Annotated in this window: 14 protein-coding genes and 1 pseudogene; 11 read left to right on the top strand and 4 right to left on the bottom strand. The window is 63.2% G+C overall.

Annotated elements, in window-relative coordinates:
• Positions 1-4: 4 nt before the first annotated feature.
• The 4 genes from cyoB (at position 5) to ACZK2G_RS20440 (ending at position 3,757) form a co-directional block, all read left to right on the top strand.
• Positions 5-1,981: a cytochrome o ubiquinol oxidase subunit I gene (cyoB, locus tag ACZK2G_RS20455; RefSeq protein WP_014038802.1), complete on the top strand. Its 1,977-nt coding sequence runs from the start codon at positions 5-7 to the stop codon at positions 1,979-1,981.
• Complete coding sequence (cyoC, locus tag ACZK2G_RS20450; RefSeq protein ID WP_478474226.1) at positions 1,978-2,607, top strand: cytochrome o ubiquinol oxidase subunit III; 630 nt, start codon at positions 1,978-1,980, stop codon at positions 2,605-2,607. Before cyoB ends, cyoC begins: the two co-directional genes overlap by 4 nt.
• Before the next feature lies 1 nt (position 2,608).
• A complete protein-coding gene (cyoD, locus tag ACZK2G_RS20445; RefSeq protein ID WP_005411473.1) occupies positions 2,609-2,941 on the top strand; it encodes a cytochrome o ubiquinol oxidase subunit IV in 333 nt (110 codons plus the stop codon).
• A gap of 144 nt (positions 2,942-3,085) precedes the next feature.
• Positions 3,086-3,757 (top strand): SCO family protein, encoded by a 672-nt coding sequence (locus ACZK2G_RS20440; protein WP_308517456.1) that lies wholly within the window; start codon positions 3,086-3,088, stop codon positions 3,755-3,757.
• Positions 3,758-3,936: 179 nt separating this feature from the next.
• On the opposite strand, the gene ACZK2G_RS20435 is transcribed toward ACZK2G_RS20440, so the two are convergent.
• On the bottom strand, positions 3,937-4,530 hold the full coding sequence (locus tag ACZK2G_RS20435) for a S8 family serine peptidase (protein ID WP_006399785.1): 594 nt from the start codon (positions 4,528-4,530) through the stop codon (positions 3,937-3,939).
• A complete protein-coding gene (locus ACZK2G_RS20430; RefSeq protein WP_046984158.1) occupies positions 4,530-6,296 on the bottom strand; it encodes a S8 family serine peptidase in 1,767 nt (588 codons plus the stop codon). The genes ACZK2G_RS20435 and ACZK2G_RS20430 overlap by 1 nt, the downstream gene beginning before the upstream one ends.
• Before the next feature lie 310 nt (positions 6,297-6,606).
• On the opposite strand from ACZK2G_RS20430, the gene ACZK2G_RS20425 reads away from it, so the two are divergent.
• On the top strand, positions 6,607-7,047 hold the full coding sequence (locus tag ACZK2G_RS20425) for a DUF2231 domain-containing protein (protein ID WP_478474225.1): 441 nt from the start codon (positions 6,607-6,609) through the stop codon (positions 7,045-7,047).
• Positions 7,040-8,350 carry a PQQ-dependent sugar dehydrogenase gene (locus ACZK2G_RS20420; RefSeq protein WP_046984159.1) on the top strand — a complete coding sequence of 437 codons (1,311 nt, stop codon included), beginning with the start codon at positions 7,040-7,042 and terminating at the stop codon, positions 8,348-8,350. Before ACZK2G_RS20425 ends, ACZK2G_RS20420 begins: the two co-directional genes overlap by 8 nt.
• Positions 8,351-8,478: 128 nt before the next feature.
• Here the strand turns inward: ACZK2G_RS20420 and ACZK2G_RS20415 are convergent, their stop codons facing one another.
• Entirely contained in the window at positions 8,479-9,141 is a 663-nt protein-coding gene (locus tag ACZK2G_RS20415) for an exopolysaccharide biosynthesis protein (RefSeq protein ID WP_065723628.1), read from the bottom strand.
• A gap of 149 nt (positions 9,142-9,290) precedes the next feature.
• Between ACZK2G_RS20415 and yidA the strand changes: the two genes are divergently transcribed.
• The 3 genes from yidA (at position 9,291) to ACZK2G_RS20400 (ending at position 13,452) form a co-directional block, all read left to right on the top strand.
• Positions 9,291-10,124, top strand: coding sequence for a sugar-phosphatase (gene yidA, locus ACZK2G_RS20410; RefSeq protein WP_478474224.1), 834 nt, complete (start codon positions 9,291-9,293; stop codon positions 10,122-10,124).
• Between the two features lie 444 nt (positions 10,125-10,568).
• Positions 10,569-12,887 (top strand): TonB-dependent receptor, encoded by a 2,319-nt coding sequence (locus tag ACZK2G_RS20405; RefSeq protein ID WP_478474223.1) that lies wholly within the window; start codon positions 10,569-10,571, stop codon positions 12,885-12,887.
• Between the two features lie 178 nt (positions 12,888-13,065).
• Positions 13,066-13,452, top strand: a complete 387-nt coding sequence (locus tag ACZK2G_RS20400; protein ID WP_046984163.1) for a hypothetical protein — start codon at positions 13,066-13,068, stop codon at positions 13,450-13,452.
• Positions 13,453-13,612: 160 nt separating this feature from the next.
• On the opposite strand, the pseudogene ACZK2G_RS20395 reads toward ACZK2G_RS20400, so the two are convergent.
• Positions 13,613-14,215: pseudogene (locus ACZK2G_RS20395) on the bottom strand (ATP-binding protein); the annotation flags it as partial.
• Positions 14,216-14,276: 61 nt separating this feature from the next.
• On the opposite strand from ACZK2G_RS20395, the gene ACZK2G_RS20390 reads away from it, so the two are divergent.
• Entirely contained in the window at positions 14,277-15,398 is a 1,122-nt protein-coding gene (locus ACZK2G_RS20390) for a tyrosine-type recombinase/integrase (RefSeq protein WP_164083984.1), read from the top strand.
• On the top strand, positions 15,395-17,011 hold the full coding sequence (locus ACZK2G_RS20385) for a site-specific integrase (protein WP_141097644.1): 1,617 nt from the start codon (positions 15,395-15,397) through the stop codon (positions 17,009-17,011). The genes ACZK2G_RS20390 and ACZK2G_RS20385 overlap by 4 nt, the downstream gene beginning before the upstream one ends.
• Positions 17,012-17,014 lie beyond the last annotated feature (3 nt).

Raw genomic sequence — 17,014 nt, 5'->3', positions numbered from 1 at the left:
GAACATGTTGGGTAAATTGACGTGGGAGGCCGTGCCGCTGCACGAGCCGATCGTCGTGGTCACATTGGCGGCCATGGTGCTGGGTGGCCTCGCGCTGCTTGGCGCGGTGACGTACTTCAAGCTGTGGGGCCCGCTGTGGCGTGACTGGTTCACCACCGTGGACCACAAGAAGATCGGCATCATGTACGTGGTGGTGGCGCTGGTCATGCTGGTGCGTGGCTTTGCCGATGCGCTGATGATGCGCGCGCAGCTGGCGGCGGCTGGCCCGGGCAGTGATGGCTTCCTGCCACCGGAGCACTACGACCAGATCTTCACCGCGCACGGCGTGATCATGATCTTCTTCGTGGCCACCCCGTTCGTGGTCGGCCTGATGAACATCATCGTGCCGCTGCAGATCGGCGCGCGAGACATGGCGTTCCCGTTCCTCAACGCCTTCAGCTTCTGGATCTTCGTGGTCGGCGCTGCACTGATGATGATCTCGCTGGGTGTTGGCGAATTCGCCATGACCGGCTGGGTCGCCTATCCGCCGCTGTCGGGCATCGAGTTCAGTCCAGGAGTGGGTGTCGATTACTACATCTGGGCGTTGCAGGCGTCCGGCATCGGTACGTTGCTGACTGGCGTCAACCTGTTCATCACCATCCTGCGCATGCGTGCGCCGGGCATGACCCTGATGAAGATGCCGGTGTTCACCTGGACCGTGCTGGTCACCAGCGTGATCATCATCGCCGCCTTCCCGATCCTGACCGTAGCCCTGGGTGCGCTCACCCTGGACCGCTACCTGGACTTCAACTTCTACACCAACACGTTGGGTGGCAACCCGATGATGTACGTGAACCTGGTGTGGGCCTGGGGCCACCCGGAGGTGTACATCCTGGTGCTGCCGGCGTTCGGCATCTTCTCTGAAGTGACCGCCACGTTCGCGCGCAAGAAACTGTTCGGCTACAAGTCGATGGTCGGCGCCACGCTGGCAATCGGCATCCTGTCGTTCATCGTCTGGCTGCACCACTTCTTCACCATGGGCTCCGGTGCCAGCGTCAATGCCTTCTTCGGCATCATGACGATGATCATCGCCATCCCCACCGGCGTGAAGATCTTCACCTGGCTGTTCACCATGTATGGCGGCCGCGTGGAGTTCAGCGTGCCGATGCTGTGGACGATCGCCTTCCTGGTCACCTTCACCATCGGCGGCATGACCGGCGTGCTGCTGGCCATCCCGGGCGCGGACTTCCTGCTGCACAACAGCCTGTTCCTGGTCGCGCACTTCCATAACACCATCATCGGCGGCGCGCTGTTCGGCTACCTGGCCGGCTTCGCCTACTGGTTCCCGAAGGTGTTCGGCTTCACCCTCAACGAGCGCCTGGGCAAGTGGTCGTTCGCCTGCTGGGTGATCGGCTTCTACCTGGCCTTCATGCCGCTGTACATGCTCGGCTTCATGGGCATGACCCGCCGCATGAACCAGTACGACAACCCGGCGTGGACGCCGTACCTGATCGCCGCCTTCATCGGTGCACTGTTCGTGTTCGCGGGCATCATCCTGATGCTGGTGCAGATCTACGTGAGCGTGCGCGACCGCAAGCGCAACCTGGACCTGACCGGCGACCCGTGGAATGCACGCACGCTGGAATGGGCCACGCCGTCGCCGCCGCCGTTCTACAACTTCGCCGTGGTGCCCAAGGCCGATGAGCTGGACGCCTTCCACGAAGCGAAGAAGCGTGGCCTGCCGCCGCCGCCGAAGAAGTACGCACCGATCCACATGCCGAAGAACACCGGCGTGCCGCTGATCCTCAACATCTGGATCCTGGTGCTGTGCTTCGCCCTGGTCTGGCACATCTGGTGGATGGCCGCGGCCAGCTTCATCGCGATGATCGTGACCCTGATCGTGCGGTCCTACGACGAGGACGTGGACTACTACGTCAGTTCCGAAGAGGTGGCGCGCACCGAAGCGGCCAGCCTTGCCAAGCTGAAGGAGGTACGCGCATGAACCTGTTGACCCGCCCGGAGCTGGCCAGCGACACGCAGGCGCACGAGGGCCACCACGACCACGGCCACGAACAGGGCGGCATGAAGGTGTTCGGCATGTGGGTATACCTCATGTCCGATCTCGTGCTGTTCGGTTCGCTGTTCGCCTCGTACGCGGTGCTCAGCACCGCCTACGCCGGCGGCCCAACCGGCAAGGACCTGTTCTCGCTGCCGCTCGTGATGGCCGAGACCTTCCTGCTGCTGGTCTCCAGCATCACCTATGGCCAGGCCGTGCTGGCGATGCATCGCCACGACACCTCCGCAGTGCTGCGCTGGCTGGGCGTGACCTTCGTGCTCGGTGCCTCGTTCATCGGCATGGAGATCTACGAGTTCTCGCACCTGATCCATGAAGGCGCGGGCCCCAGCACCAGCGCCTACCTGTCGGCGTTCTTCGCACTGGTCGCCACCCACGGCCTGCACGTGGCCAGCGGCCTGATCTGGATGGCGGTGGTCATGCACCAGGTCTACAGCCGCGGCCTGACCCCGACCAACATCACCCGCGTGTCGTGCCTGAGCCTGTTCTGGCACTTCCTGGACCTGGTGTGGATCTGCGTCTTCACCTTCGTCTACCTGATCGGAGCCTTCTGACATGGCCCACGTCGAAACCTCGCGCGCCGGCAATGCGCACGGTTCCACCAAGTCCTACCTGATCGGCTTCGTGCTGTGTGCGCTGCTGACCGTGGTGCCGTTCGCACTGGTGATGAATCCGGTGCTGTCGCGGCCGCTCACGCTGTTCCTGCTGGTCGGCTTCGCGGTGGCGCAGATCCTGGTGCAGCTGGTCTATTTCCTGCACATGGACCGCAAGTCCGAAGGCGGCTGGAACCTGGCCAGCTTCGTGTTCACCCTGGTGATCCTGTTCATCATCGTCGCGCTGTCGGTGTGGATCATCTGGAGCATGCACTACCACATGATGATCAACTGACCGTGGTCGGGGTGATCGGCATGGACCGCGCGATCACCCCGGCACCTCCGTCCTCTTTCCCCCCAAGGGCAGGCCTGACCGAGACCCCGCCCGCGTCTGCGTTGGTGGTACCCCGTGAAGCGTCCTGCTGCTGTTGTCCGTTCGTTGTTCTCTCCCCGTTTCCGCCTGCCGCTGCTGGCATGCCTGGCCATCGGCCTGCTGGCCGGCTGCAGTGCGCAGTCGCGCATGGACTTCTATTCCAAGGACATCGCCTGCGAAGAGCTCGGCCAGCAGTGGTCGATGCCCGACAGCCACGGCACCCTGCGCGGCCCGAAGGACCTGCAGGGGCAGGTGACCTATCTGTTCTTCGGTTTCACCAGTTGCCCGGATGTCTGCCCGACCACCATGGTCGAGCTCAGCCAGGTCAAGCACCTGATGGGCAAGGATGCCGACCAGCTGCAGGTGGTGTTCGTCAGCGTCGATCCCGCACGCGACACGCCCGAAGTCGCCCGCACCTATGTGGAAGCGTTCGACCCCAAGGCGATCGCACTGGTCGGCAACGAAGCACAACTGGCCGCGATGGCCAGCGACTTCAAGGCGTTCTATGAAAAGGAACCTGGCCAGGTGCCGGAGACCTACACCATGAGCCACATCGCGGGCGGTTACGTATTCGACCGCCAAGGCCGCCTGCGCCTGTTCGCGCCCTATGGCATGCCGGTGGACAAGCTGTTCTCCGACGTGCAGCGCCTGCTGCTGGAGCCGGCCCATCCAGCCGCCGGCAACGGCCCGCTGGCCAGCTGCAGCCGCAAGCACAGCGACACACTCGCTGCCCGGTAGTCCCGGGCCATGCCCGACTGATACCAACCGTTCGTTGCGCCTGCTGCCCTGGTAGCTGTCGACCTTGGTCGACACGCGGTGAATGAATCTGGTGGGTGCCGACCGTTGGTCGGCACACCCCAAAACCAATCCCCCGGCCGGCCAGGAGAGCCAACCGACCGGGGGCACCACTCAACGCCTTACTTGGTTTCTTCCCACTGCACCACGTCCGGCTCGGCCGCCTTGATGCCGGCGGTCGACAGCAGCTTGGTGGTCGCATCCAGCGCCGCGTTCACCGACGGGTACTCCACAATCGCGCGGCCCGAGGCCTTGGACACCTTCACCACGGTGCCGCCGGTGGCGGTGGCCGCACGCTGGGCCGAGGCCGCATCGGTGAAGAACACCTTGACCCGCGAGGTCGCCACCACCGGCGCGCCATCGTTGGAGACAGCGGCCGCAAACTTGCTGGCACCGGCATCCGCACGTGCGGCCACACCGGTAGACGCATCGGTGGACCGCTTGCTGCGGGTGCCGACGGCCGCAGCGCTGGCATCAGCCCCGGTGGTGATCCGGAACTGACCGCCGCTGGCCTGCTGCACGGTTGCCGACGGCGCCAGCTGGAAGCGCGAGCCGCCCACATTGAACGAACGGCCAGTGGCCTCCGCCTTCAACTGCTGCGTGTCTACGGTCGACAAGGTCTTCGCCGGAGGTGTCTGGCCCGAGCTCTGTGCCCAGGCGGTGGTGGTCATCGCCGCCAGGGCGAGGGTGCTCAACAGAATGGTCGTCTTCATCATCAGTGCCCCAGAACGCGGATCTTGAAGAATTCGAGGTTGCCACGCGATGCAGCGTTCGCGGCCTGCCCCAGGTCGGTTACTTCCAGTGTCCAGGTGCCCGTGGCGTTCTCATCCAGGAAGGCATTGCTGGACAGCAGGTCCCAGTTGGTGAAGTTGCGCTGGACACCATTGAGGCCAGAGCCGATCGCGGTGAATGCCGGCTGCACCACGCTGCGCGTGCCACTGGGCGAAACCAGCACGAACTGCAACTGGCGGGTGTTGCTGTGATTGACCCGGAAGCCCAGCTGCACGCTTTCGATGTTGCGCGCGCCATTGGCCAGCTGGAAGGTCAGGCGTGCAGCGGCGGCCGAGGTATTGCCGATGGCCACGGTGCGCGTCGTACTGCGCCAGCCGCTGTCCACCAATGCACCCAGCGACTGGAAGTTCTCCGCTACCTGCACCGCGCGCGCGGCGTTGACTACGCCGAAGCCGTACCAGTTGCTGTAGGCGCGGCCGGCGGCATTCACCGTCCAACCCGGCACCAGCACGCGGCCATCGGAGTGCGTTACCGCAGCCTGGTTCGGATCGGTCCGGTTGGCGGTGGTGGCCAGGATGTACTTCACATCGCGGTAGGACAGGTTCGGATTTGTCTCCAGCAGCAGTGCCGCCACGCCCGACACCATCGGCGTGGCCGCCGAGGTACCGTTCATCTTGCCGGTGTAGTTGCAGGTGCTGTCGATGGCGGACTGGTCGCCGTCCAAGGTGTTGCGCAGGCTCGTGTTCTTGTTGCTGCCCTGCGCGCAGCCGGTGACGTCGGTGGTGAGAATGGCCGGATCGTAGCGGATCGCCAGCTGCCCCGGCACGACCTGCCGCTGCCAACCGTTCTCGCCGCCGAAGCCGGACACCCACAGCGCCGAGCCGGTGGACGAGTAGGACGAGCGCACGCCATCGGCGCGCACGGCGGCAACGGTGATCACGTTGAACAGGTTGTTGCGCGGGTCGCGGCCGGCCGGAATGCAACCCGTGTTGCGGTTCTTGGTGTCTGCCGAGCAGATGTCGGTGCCATCCGAGCGTGCGCCGTTGTTGTGATTGTTGCCGGCGGCTTTCACGTAGATGCCACCGCGCCCGCCACGGGTGCCGGACATGGCCTGCTCATAGGCGGTGATGTCGTTCTGGCTGTAGGCCAACGGCAGGTTGGGGTTGCCCGGGCTTGAGCCCCAACTGTTGTTGAAGACGCCCACGTCGGCCACTTCGGCGCCGTCCCACCACGAGTACTCGATGTTGGAATTCGAATTGCCCTGGGCATTGGACGCCAGGAAATTGAAGCCCTTCAGGGTGGCCGCCGAGGCCACGCCGCGCACGCCCAGGTTGTTGGCGCCCACCGCACCGGCGATGCCGCCGACCATGGTGCCGTGATTGTCGCGGTCCGGATTGGACGGTGAAGGGTTGTTGCTCTGGTTGGCGAAGTTCTTGCCTGCGACCGCCGCGACGTTGGCGGCCAGGTCCGGGTGCGCGATCTGCAGGCCGTCATCGACGATGGCGATGGTGACGCCCTGGCCACGGATGCCATTGCGGAACAGGCCATCCACGTTGAGATCGTTGCCGGCCACCGGCAGGGTATCGCCCAGTACGGCCTGTCCGGTGTTGAGCAGATGCCACTGACGCCCGGCCAGCGGATCGGCCTGCTGGGCCTGGGCGGTGACGGCCAGGCTGCCCAGGACCAGGGCAGTGGCCAAGGCCAGGCGCGCGGAGCGCGGTGGCGCGGAGCGTTGCGTGTGTCGCTTCATACACGAATCCTTCTGTTGTGAATCGGCATGGCAGGACGGCAGGGCGGAACTGCCCCATCGCAACGAGCCAAACGCGACACAACGAACAACCCCCTACCTCTTCACACCCGCAATCTGCAGATGTGCCAATTGCGTCACAAACACTTATGCCGTGGGGTAATGACGACTGCAGCGGCCCGCATCTGGTAGGTGCCCACCTTGGTTGGCACGCGTATCGACGCATGGCGTGGATCTACCCGGCATCGTCGCGCGCCCTCACATCCGGCTGTGCTACTACAGCCCGTGCACCCTTCCGCATCGGAGCACGATGATGGTCAACCCTCTGGCCCAGGCCCATCGCGGCCTCGGCACCACGCTGTTCAGCCTGTTGAACCCGATACCCTTCGGCTTCTTCGTCGGCGCGCTGATCTTCGACGCGATCTATCTCAACAGCGCCGAGGTGATGTGGGGCAAGGCCGCCGCCTGGCTGATCACCTTCGGCCTGCTGCTCGCCATCATTCCGCGCCTGATCAACCTGTTCACGGTCTGGCGCCGCAACGGCACCGCCACCCGCATCGACCGCATCGACTTCTTCCTCAACCTGATCGCAGTGCTCCTGGCCATCTGGAACGCCTTCGTGCACAGCCGCGATGCGTATGCCGTTGCGGTGCCGGGCACGATCCTGTCGGCGCTGACCGTGGCCCTGATCGCACTGGGCCTGATCCTGCTGTCGTTGCAGCCGCCGGTGCTGCAGGGAGGTCGTCATGGCTAAGTACATCCTGCCCACAGTGGCCGCCCTGGCGCTGGCCGTGACCCTGTCGGCCTGTGCCGGCAAGGCCGAATACCACCCCACCGACCAGTCCGGTGCGAAGCCGCCGTTGCCAGCACCGAAGAACTTCCTGATGCCGCCGATGCAGGTACCGCGCGGCGTGGGTTGGGCCGAGGGCCAGTCACCCACGGTGGCCGATGGCCTGAAGATCGAACGTATCGCCGCCAACCTGCTGCATCCGCGGCGGTTGCTGACCCTGCCCAATGGCGATGTGCTGGTGGTGGAAGGCAACGGGCCTGGCGAAGAACCGGTCACCACGCCCAAACAGTGGATCGCCGGCAAGGTGAAGGCGCGCTCGGGCAAGGCCGGCAAGGGCGGCAACCGGGTCACCCTGCTGCGGCGCACGCCGGGCACGAACACCTGGACCCAGCATGTCTATATCGAAGGGCTGCACTCGCCGTTCGGCATCCAGCTGATCGGTGACACGCTGTACGTGGCCAACACCGGCAACATCATGCAGTACCACTATGTGCCGGGCGAAACCCGCATATCCGACAAGGGCCGCGAGTTCACCGACTTGCCCAGCACCATCAACCACCACTGGACCAAGGAACTGCTGGCCAGCCGCGATGGCAGCAAGCTGTACGTGGGCGTGGGCTCCAACAGCAACATCACCGAGAACGGCCTGGCCGTCGAATACCGTCGCGCGGTGGTGCTGGAAGTGGACGTAGCTACCCGTGGCAGCCGCATCTTTGCGTCGGGCATCCGCAACCCGACCGGGCTGGATTGGGAGCCGAGCACCGGCCAGCTGTGGGCCGTGGCCAACGAGCGCGACGAGATCGGTGCCGACCTGGTGCCGGACTACCTCACCTCGGTGAAGGAGGATGGCTTCTACGGTTGGCCCTACAGCTACTACGGCCAGCATGTGGACGAGCGCGTGCAGCCGCAGCGGCCGGACCTGGTGGCCAAGGCGATCGTGCCGGACTATGCCATCGGCTCGCACGTGGCACCGCTGGGCCTGTTGTTCTACACCGGCCAGGCACTGCCGGCGCAGTACCACGGTGGCGCCTTCATCGGCGAGCACGGCAGCTGGGATCGCTCGCCGCTGAGCGGCTACGAAGTGGTCTACGTGCCGTTCAAGGACGGCAAGCCGACCGGGCGGCCGCAGACCGTGGTCAGTGGCTTCGCCTCGAAGGACGAGAAGACCCTGATGGGTGCGCCGGTAGGTATGGCCATGGACGCCGAGGGTGCATTGCTGGTCGCCGACGACGTGGGCGACGTGGTGTGGCGGGTGTCTGCCAAGTAGCTGTGTAGCGTCGAGCCACGCTCGACTGCTTTGAATTGGCCTGTGTAGAGCCGAGCCATGCTCGGCTTACGCGCGCAGCGCGGGGTTTCGGGAAACCGGCCGAACAGCAGCCGGGCATGGGCTCGGCTCTACATTTCCGAAGGCGCAGCGCGGAATCCACTGAACACCGACTCGGCGGCAAACCCCACGCCACCCAGCAGCACGCCGAAATACACCACCGTAGCCACCACGAAACCATAACCAGCCGCCACCGCCGCACCATCGCGCTGGATGAAGCCAATCGCAAACGACATCAGCGCCAGTGCCGGCAACGTATTGCTGAAGGGAATCGGCCCGGCCGGGGCCATCAGCAACAGGGTCGCGAACACCAGCATCAGGTTGTTCAGGCGCATCATCTTCTTCGAGCGCACCATCACCGCCAGCCGCATCGGTCGCGACAGGCGCTCCATGCGGTGCACCCACTTCAGCGCACGGCCGAGGTTGGCCTTCAGCTTGTCGGTGGCGATCTCGCGGCGCGCCAGCTTTTGCGGCACCCACAGCGGGCGGTTGCGTACGCGGCTCAGGCCGATCAGCAGGATCGAGGCACCAAACACCGTACTCAGTCCGGGAATCGACACCGGAATGATGAAGATGGCCGAGAGCAGGATCACGATCAGCAGCAGGCCTTCATCGCCCAGCGCGCTGAGCAGGGTGCCGATACTGACCTGCTCACCGGGCAATTCGTCGATCATCTGCTCGATCTGCTCGGCCAGGGGCGCGCTGTCATTGGTTTCGGGGGCACGGTAGGTCATGCGTCGCAAGGTTCTCCAGGGAAGGGCGGTCAATGGGCCGTCCTGCGGTGGGGGACGCACAGGCTCCCGAAGTATCCCGGCCAACGTGGGCAAAGAGGTGAACCGGGCATGAGGGGGTAAACTGGCGTGCCCCGCACGAGTTGAACGCAATGGACATGGGCCGCAGGCAATCGACCATCGAACTGGTCGCCATCGACATGGATGGCACCCTGCTGGCCCCCACCCACACGCTCACCGCCCGGGCCAAGCAGGCCATTGCGCAGGCGCGCGCGCTGGGCGTGCATATCGTGCTGACCAGTGGCCGCCCGGTTCCCGGCTTGGCGCCGTTCCTGCATGAGCTGGCCATCACCGGCGACGACGACTACTGCATCGCCTGCAATGGCGGCCTGGTGCAGCGCATCGGCACGCGCGAAACCGTGGTCGAGTATCCGCTCAGCTTCGACGACTTCCTGTTCTGCGAGCAGGTGGCCCGCGAACTGGGTGTGCATTTCCAGGCGTTGGACAGCCAGCGCATGTATACGCCCAACCAGGACATCAGCTACTACACCGTGGCCGACTCGCATCTCTCGCGGATGCCGCTTTCCTACCGTCGCGTGGAAGACATGGACCCATCGATGTCCTTCATCAAGCTGATGATGATCGACGCGCCGGACGTGCTGGATGCCGCCATCGCGCGCCTGCCCAGCGAACTGACCGAGCGCTTCGCGGTACTGAAGAGCGCACCGTTCTTCCTGGAAGTGTTCGACCACCGTGCCGGCAAGGGCCCCAGCCTCCAGAAGCTGGCCGAGCACCTGGGCATCGACCGCGCCAACGTGATGGCGATCGGCGACCAGGAAAACGACTTGACCATGCTGCAGTACGCCGGTACCAGCGTGGCGATGGGCAATGCCATCGACGCGGTGAAGGCGGTGGCGCGTTTTGAAACCACGAGCAATGCCGATGAAGGCGTGGCGCGCGCCATTGAGCGTTTCGTCCTGCAGTAACCGCGCGTCCAGCTGCCCCGGTAGGTGCCAACCTTGGTTGGCACCCGCAAACGGCACGCGCCGACCAAGGTCGGCCCCCACCACGCCCCATCCGCCCAAGGTGGTTGCCAACCTTGGTTGGCACACGCAGACGGCAAGCGCCGACCAAGGTCGGCCTCCACCACGCCGGGGCTATACCCACGTATAGCCCACCCATCCCCACCGCCATCGGCGCTGTACCACGGTGCAATGGCGGATGCGGCACTGCGATGCAAGAATTTCGCACGTCGAAATCACGCCATCGAATCCTGAGGCAGAGGATCGTCGTTCTCTGCCACTGACCGGCGCGCACTGCGCTGTCACTCCCTCAACGCAATCGCACCGCCAGCCAGGGCGCCGACACCGGTGCTGCAACGCGCTGGGCGTGCGCCTGCGCCGCTCTCTCCCTGCACCCTGGATCTGCCCATGAACACCCCACCCACGACGCGTCTCGCCCTGGCCATCATCACGGCCATCGCCGCACCTGCGTATGCCGCCGAGACCCACGACGCAGCACATGACACCCCCACCACCTTGAACGCGCTGCAGGTGATCGCCACCCCGCGCGGTGCGGCCGTTGCGCCCACCCAGGTGGTCGGTCCAAACCGCTACATCATCAAGGCCGAAGACCTCGACGCGATGGTCACCGGCAACAACGGCCTGGCCATGCTCAAGCAGGTGCCGGGCGCCAGCTACACCGCCACCGACGGGCTGGGCCTGGATATCTCCGCCACCAGCCTGTTCGTGCGCGGCTTCCGCATGAATGAAATGGGCATCACCTTCGAAGGCGTGCCGCTGAACGACAACGGCTTCCTCTCGCTTACCGGCACCAGCGTGGTGAACGTGGGCGTGCCCGATGGCATCGGCGCGATCACGGTCAGCCCCGGTGGCGCCCCGGTCAGCGTGTTCTCCAGCAGCGTCAACGGCGGCAGCCTGGAATACCGCCTGCGCGAGCTGCAGGACACGCCCAGCCTGCGCGTGAAGCAGGGCGTGGGCAGCAACAGCACGCTGGTCACCACCGTATCCGGGCAGAGCGGCCAGCTCGGTGAGCACGGCCCGAAGGTGCTGGTCGACCTGCAGCGCGTGTCCGCCGACAAGTACCAGGGCGAGGGCACGCAGAACTTCCTGCGCGGCGACCTGAAGCTGCAGCAGGACGTCGCCTGGGGCGATTTCACCGTGTTCCTGTCTGACAGCAAGGCCAAGGTCTGGGGCTACAACAACATCTCCTTCGACATGATCCGCAAGCTGGGCTGGAAGGCCGACATCTTCTATCCGGATTATGCGTGGGCGTGGTACGTAGCCTCGCCGGAGAATGCGGACAAGTCCTGCGGCGCCTACACCTGCGGTGAGCTGTCCGAACTGATCCCGTACGACACCGGCCAGACCACCCGCGACCGCGTGTCCTCGATCAACCATCGCTTCCAGATCAGCCCGGCCCTGAGTGGCAACGTGCAGCTGTACAACGCCAACAGCCACACCCAGGCCACGCTCACCGACCCGACCGTGCCGTCGCCAAACGGCGCACCGTTCTCCGAACAGGTGCAGACGCCGCGTGTGAATCGGCTGGGTGGCATGTTCAACCTGCAGTTCGAGACCGGCGCGCACACGTTCACCGCCGGCTTCTGGCAGGAGAAGAGCAAGGCCGCGGCCAAGACCGAGTGGTACCAGCAGCCGCTGCTGGGCGAGGGCCCGCCGCTGAAGGCCACCGGTCCGTTCGATGTGTATGGTCCCGCGTTCAAGACCGACAACGCGTCGAGCTGGGTGACCCGCTCGCGCCAGTTCTACCTGCAGGACGACATCGTGTTGAACGACACGCTGAAGCTGGGTGTCGGCTTCAAGGCCGTGGACTTCCGCACCAGCGGTGGCGGCCTGGGTGATGCCAAGGACCGGCCGGTGAACGGCACGCTGCGCGCCAAGAGCAACTTCCTGCCGCACGTCTCGCTGTTCTGGAGCCCGACCGAATCCACCGACGCCTTCATCGACCTGGCCAATACCATGAATGGCTATCGCGTGGCCCAGCGCGGCAACATCGGCTACACCGCCTCGGCATGGACCATCACCGACCAGGAAGAGTTCGACCGCGTGGCCGGCACGCTGCGCCCGGAGAAGAACTGGAACCTGACCGTCGGCGCGTCGCATCGCTTCGACCGGCTGACGATCACCGGCGACATGTTCTACAACGACATCCGCAACCGCCTGCTGTCGGCGGCCATCGGCACCCAGTTCGCGCAGATCAACACCGTGCGGCTGATGCCGAAGATGCACGTGATCGGTGCTGACCTCGGCATCACCGCCGACCTGACCGACCACCTGCAGTTCTACCAGGGCGTGGCCGTGGCCCGTTCGTACTACGACAGTGATTTCGTGGTGGGTGATACGGTGTATCCGATCAAGGGCAACGCCCAGCCGGGCTACCCGCAGATCTCGCTGGTCAGTGACCTGTCCGCCCACTTCGGTGACTGGCGCTTCGGTGCCACCAGCACCTCGTATCTGCGCCAGCCCTTCACCTACGAGAACGACATCCGCGTGCCGACCTTCTGGCAGGTCAACACCTATGCCGCCTACCGCTTCGGTGTGGACAGCGCCGTGCCGGGGCTCGAGCTGCGGCTGGACGTGAGCAACCTGTTCAACCGCCACAACATCGGCACCGCCACCATCGCCGGCTCGTCGTTCTCGGGGGATTACCAGACCCTGCAGCGCAGCGCCCCCCGGCAGCTGATGTTCAGCACCTCGATGGCGTTCTGAGGCAACGAGAGGTGGGGTCAGAGCCCTTTGCCGCGCAAAGGGATCCGACCCCGCAGCCATCCCGTGATCGGGGGTCAGATCCCTTTGCACGCAAAGGGCTCTGACCCCCAAAACCCGCCTACAAACCCGCATTGCGCAAACAACAGGGCTTTTCTGGCGAAGACGCAAGGTTCCCACAATGTTGCTGGGCCATCCTGTTGGCATGGCACAGCACAACCCGCGAACCCCGCTGTTCGGCATCCGGGGCCCAGGACGGCCCCGGCAGGCGCTGTCCGTGGCGCCTGTAATCGACCTGCAGGCCGAATATCAGTTCTGGCAGGTCTACGAACGCGTGGTGCGTCCGTTGCCCGGTGGGGGGCTGCGGCTGGCCTGGCTGGTCTGCCAGAAGGTGTACCGGGACCGGTGGCAGCATCCGCACGACAGCGACGAGGCGGCGTTGTCGCGGGTGCTGTTCGGCGGGAACATGACGGCTGACCGGGCGTCGGAGCTGGCGGAGCTGCATGCGCTGGTCAGCCGTCGGGTGGCATTGCTGGCCAGGCGCGGGCGGATTGATTCCGCAGCGTGATGCGCGGGGACGTCCCTTGCGTCGCTGGGCGGCCATGACCCGCCCTCGGTGGGGTCGACTGTTAGTCGACCGCTCTTCGCATCTACCCCACAGAGAGCCGCGCTTCGCGCGCGAGTCGACCAACGGTCGACTCCACCAATAGCCAACTCGACCGGCGTTTCTATGGCTTTCCCCGGTCCAACTGCCGATAGCCAATCGCCTCAGCCAGATGCGCCGTCTGGATCGTTTCACACCCCGCCAGATCAGCAATGGTGCGCGCCACCCGCAGAATCCTGTGCATCGCCCGTGCGGATAGCTGCAGACGCTCAATCGCCTGCTCCAGCAGATCCTGATCGGCCTCACTCAATTTCGTGCACGCACGCAGCGCAGCCGGCGGTAGATGTGCATTGAGCCCACCACGCGCATGCTGCCGGGCATGGGCGGCTTCCACCCGCTCACGCACCGATGCACTGGGCTCACCCAGCGGTGTGCTCTCCCGCAGCTCCACCGCGTCCATGCGCGTCACGCCGATATGCAGGTCGATACGGTCCAGCAACGGACCGGACACCCGCGCGCGGTAGCGGTTGATACGTTCGTCGCTGCACAGGCAGCGGTTGCTGCGGTCACCGGCCCAGCCGCACGGGCAGGGATTCATCGCTGCAACCAGCTGGAAGCGCGCGGGATACTGCACACTGCGCGCCGCGCGTGCGATGCGGATGTGTCCGGATTCCAGTGGCTCGCGCAGGGTTTCCAGCGCGCTGCGGTTCCACTCTGGAATTAGGTCATCCTGTGTCATGTCACGCGGCTACACTGTATCCGAGGGACTCCACTCGGGAGATCATCCTATGCTTCTGCTGATAGTGAAGGTGCGTGATCCCAGCCTGTTCAGTCAGTATCTTCCTGCCGGTACTCAACTGGGGGCCAACATAGCAAGCAGGCTTCCTGAAGGCTTTCCATTGCTCATCGATGGTGAGGGGAAGCTAAATTGGGCCTGCTTTTGCTATCTCTTGGAGAAGTACCGGATAGATAGTGCTCGGGATCGTCGGAGAACGCTCCAGACCTATGCCGAAGGATTGAAGGACTGGTTACAGCACCTTGACGCTCGGGGTATGGACTGGACCAGGCCACCTCCAGTGGCACTGAGTGATTTCAGAAGGTCCATGGCACAGGGTATCGGGCGAGGGCATCCTGTCTCAAACTCTACAGTCAATCTAAGAACTGCAATTGTCAGGGACTTCTACGCCTTCTTGGTCGATTGGACCAGATGGCGCCTCCATCATCCTTCTGAAGAGATCGACCGATATCCGATTGATAGGTTTCTGCATGCGGCATCGAAAGTGGCAGCCGCCAAAGCCTACAAAAAAGTTCCGAAGGCGCTCTCTGCGCAAGATGCTCAGAGCATCTCTGCTGGACTGAAGCTTCCCTACTCGCTGATGTTCAAGTGGTGCATAGCCACGGGGCTTAGGCGGACCAACGTTGCAAATTTAACTATCGCGCAACTCCCTGAAGAAGTTGACGAAATTGCCTATGTCACGCTGACGGTAAAGGGAGGAAAGCCGCTAGATGTCCCTGTTACCAGAGCTCTAATGAGTGTGACTTGGGACTACATTGAAACGGTTAGGCCGAGGCTTCTGTCGAAGACGCGCATAGAAACGGATCGCATCTTCGTCAATGAAAAGGGAATGCCTGCTACTTCCAGCTCCTACTACAGCGCATTTCGACGTGCCGCAATGCTGGCGGGAATACGCGCGTCACCTCACTGTACACGTCATACCTTTGCCGCTCACATGAACGCTGCCCTCGAGCGTTGTGTAGCTAGTGGTGTCGGGATAAATCCGACCAAAGTTCTGCAGCACATTCTTGGTCATTCCAGTCCTGCGACAACAGAGCTGTACCTGGATGCCGTTAAAGCGATGGACCTCGGAGTGCTGCGAGCGCTGATCGAAGTGCAGGAGAGTCTTGAATGAAGAATGAGAGCCTAGTGATCAGGTTTGTGAGCGACATTCCCGGACGGGACGTGGATTCATACGATTTTCGTTTGTTGGGTCTTAGTCCTGCCGTCGCCTCGCATCTAGCAAGGTCATTCCAAGCATTGACGGCGACCTACAGATCCGTAAGCAGAAGGCAAGCTTGGGCCTCGGTAAGAAAGTACTGCAGATACTTGGCAACTCAGCATGACCCTGATGCGGCAATGAAGCGTCAATCAGTCATTAAGGACTTCCTCTGCTCCATGGATAGGAGTGTTCGCCAGTCAACTGCGATCTCTCACTACAACTTCATTGCAGCGATCTATAGATGGCTGTCGCTGAACGACGTAGCGAACACAATTTTGTGGATGAACGTTGATTCTGGTCCTTGCGGATTGACGCGAGAGGCGAAGTCTGTTCGCAGTATCAGATTGTCTGTCAGCGACCTATCTATGATTTTGTCGGCCAGTAAGAAGGGCATTGATCGTGTGCGTCGACGATTAGAGCTGGGCGAGACCGCGATCAGAACTGGTGAATGTGAGGAGCTCTCTGGCCGTGACGTTGCCACATTGGTTGGCATCCAGAAGGGGTTGCAGCGAGGAGTGCTAGCAAAGCACCAGCTGACAAGGAGGGGCTTGATTCAGCACAGCTGCCGGTACAGGGAGGTTCGTCGCTACGTCGTCCTGGACGCACGTGATTTCATCCCATATCTCATTTGTCTGATGTGCCAGACACTCGCTAATCCTCAGTCAGCAATGGAGATCTCCGTGGACTGTGTTGAAGCGCACCCGGTTGACCCGTTGAAAAGGCGTGTCATATGGGACAAGTACAGGGCCGGGCGGCAACAGGTGCTAGACGTAAGTGCAGATGGCCGTTACTCAGTTCCTGCTCTGGTAGACGATATCACTCAAAAAACTCGCGTCCTACGCCCGATTGCTGGTGATTTTTCAGCGCGCTTGTTCATCAGTCCGTTCGGGGCAGGAGCGAGGACTCCTAATGTCCAGGGTTGGCACAACGCGCTGGCCGAATTCATCAAGGAGCATGATCTTCCGGACTTCAACTTCGTCGACATTCGCGCGTCTGGTGCAGAAGCTCTGAGTACATCCGGTGTTGGAATTGAGTCCATACAGAGGAAGATGCAGCACAGCCATCCTAGGACAACGCAGCGGTACCTGAGTCAGCATCCTCCCTCGTCACAAGCTCGAAGAAGAGTTGCGACGTTCATTGGCAAGGTTCTGGAAGAGGCCAGGCGTCCAACTGTGCGTCGCTACGAAACAGTGACGGGTTTGCAGTGCTCTGATCCATCCTCGGGGGTCGCGCCGCAGTCAGTTGTTGGGAAGGAGTGTCTCCAGTACCTGCAGTGCGCGACATGTCCCAATAGCATTGTGGTGATTGACAGCGCGAAGCATGTGTCCAGGATGCTCGCGACACTAAGTTCGCTAGAGCGAATGAAGAAGGAGGCCGCTAAATCAGTCGATGTCCGAGCGCGCTATCTGGCAGCTTTTGAGGAAACGCACCAGGTCCTGCTGGCATTAATGGAAAGAATTCCCGAAAGAGTGCTTGAAGTAGCGAGGCCGCTCGCTCTGAAGATCCCGCATCTGAGTATGGAGTGATCT

The sequence above is a fragment of the Stenotrophomonas sp. 107298_Sma genome (assembly GCF_056480345.1).
This window is presented reverse-complemented; position numbering and strand designations above follow the sequence as displayed.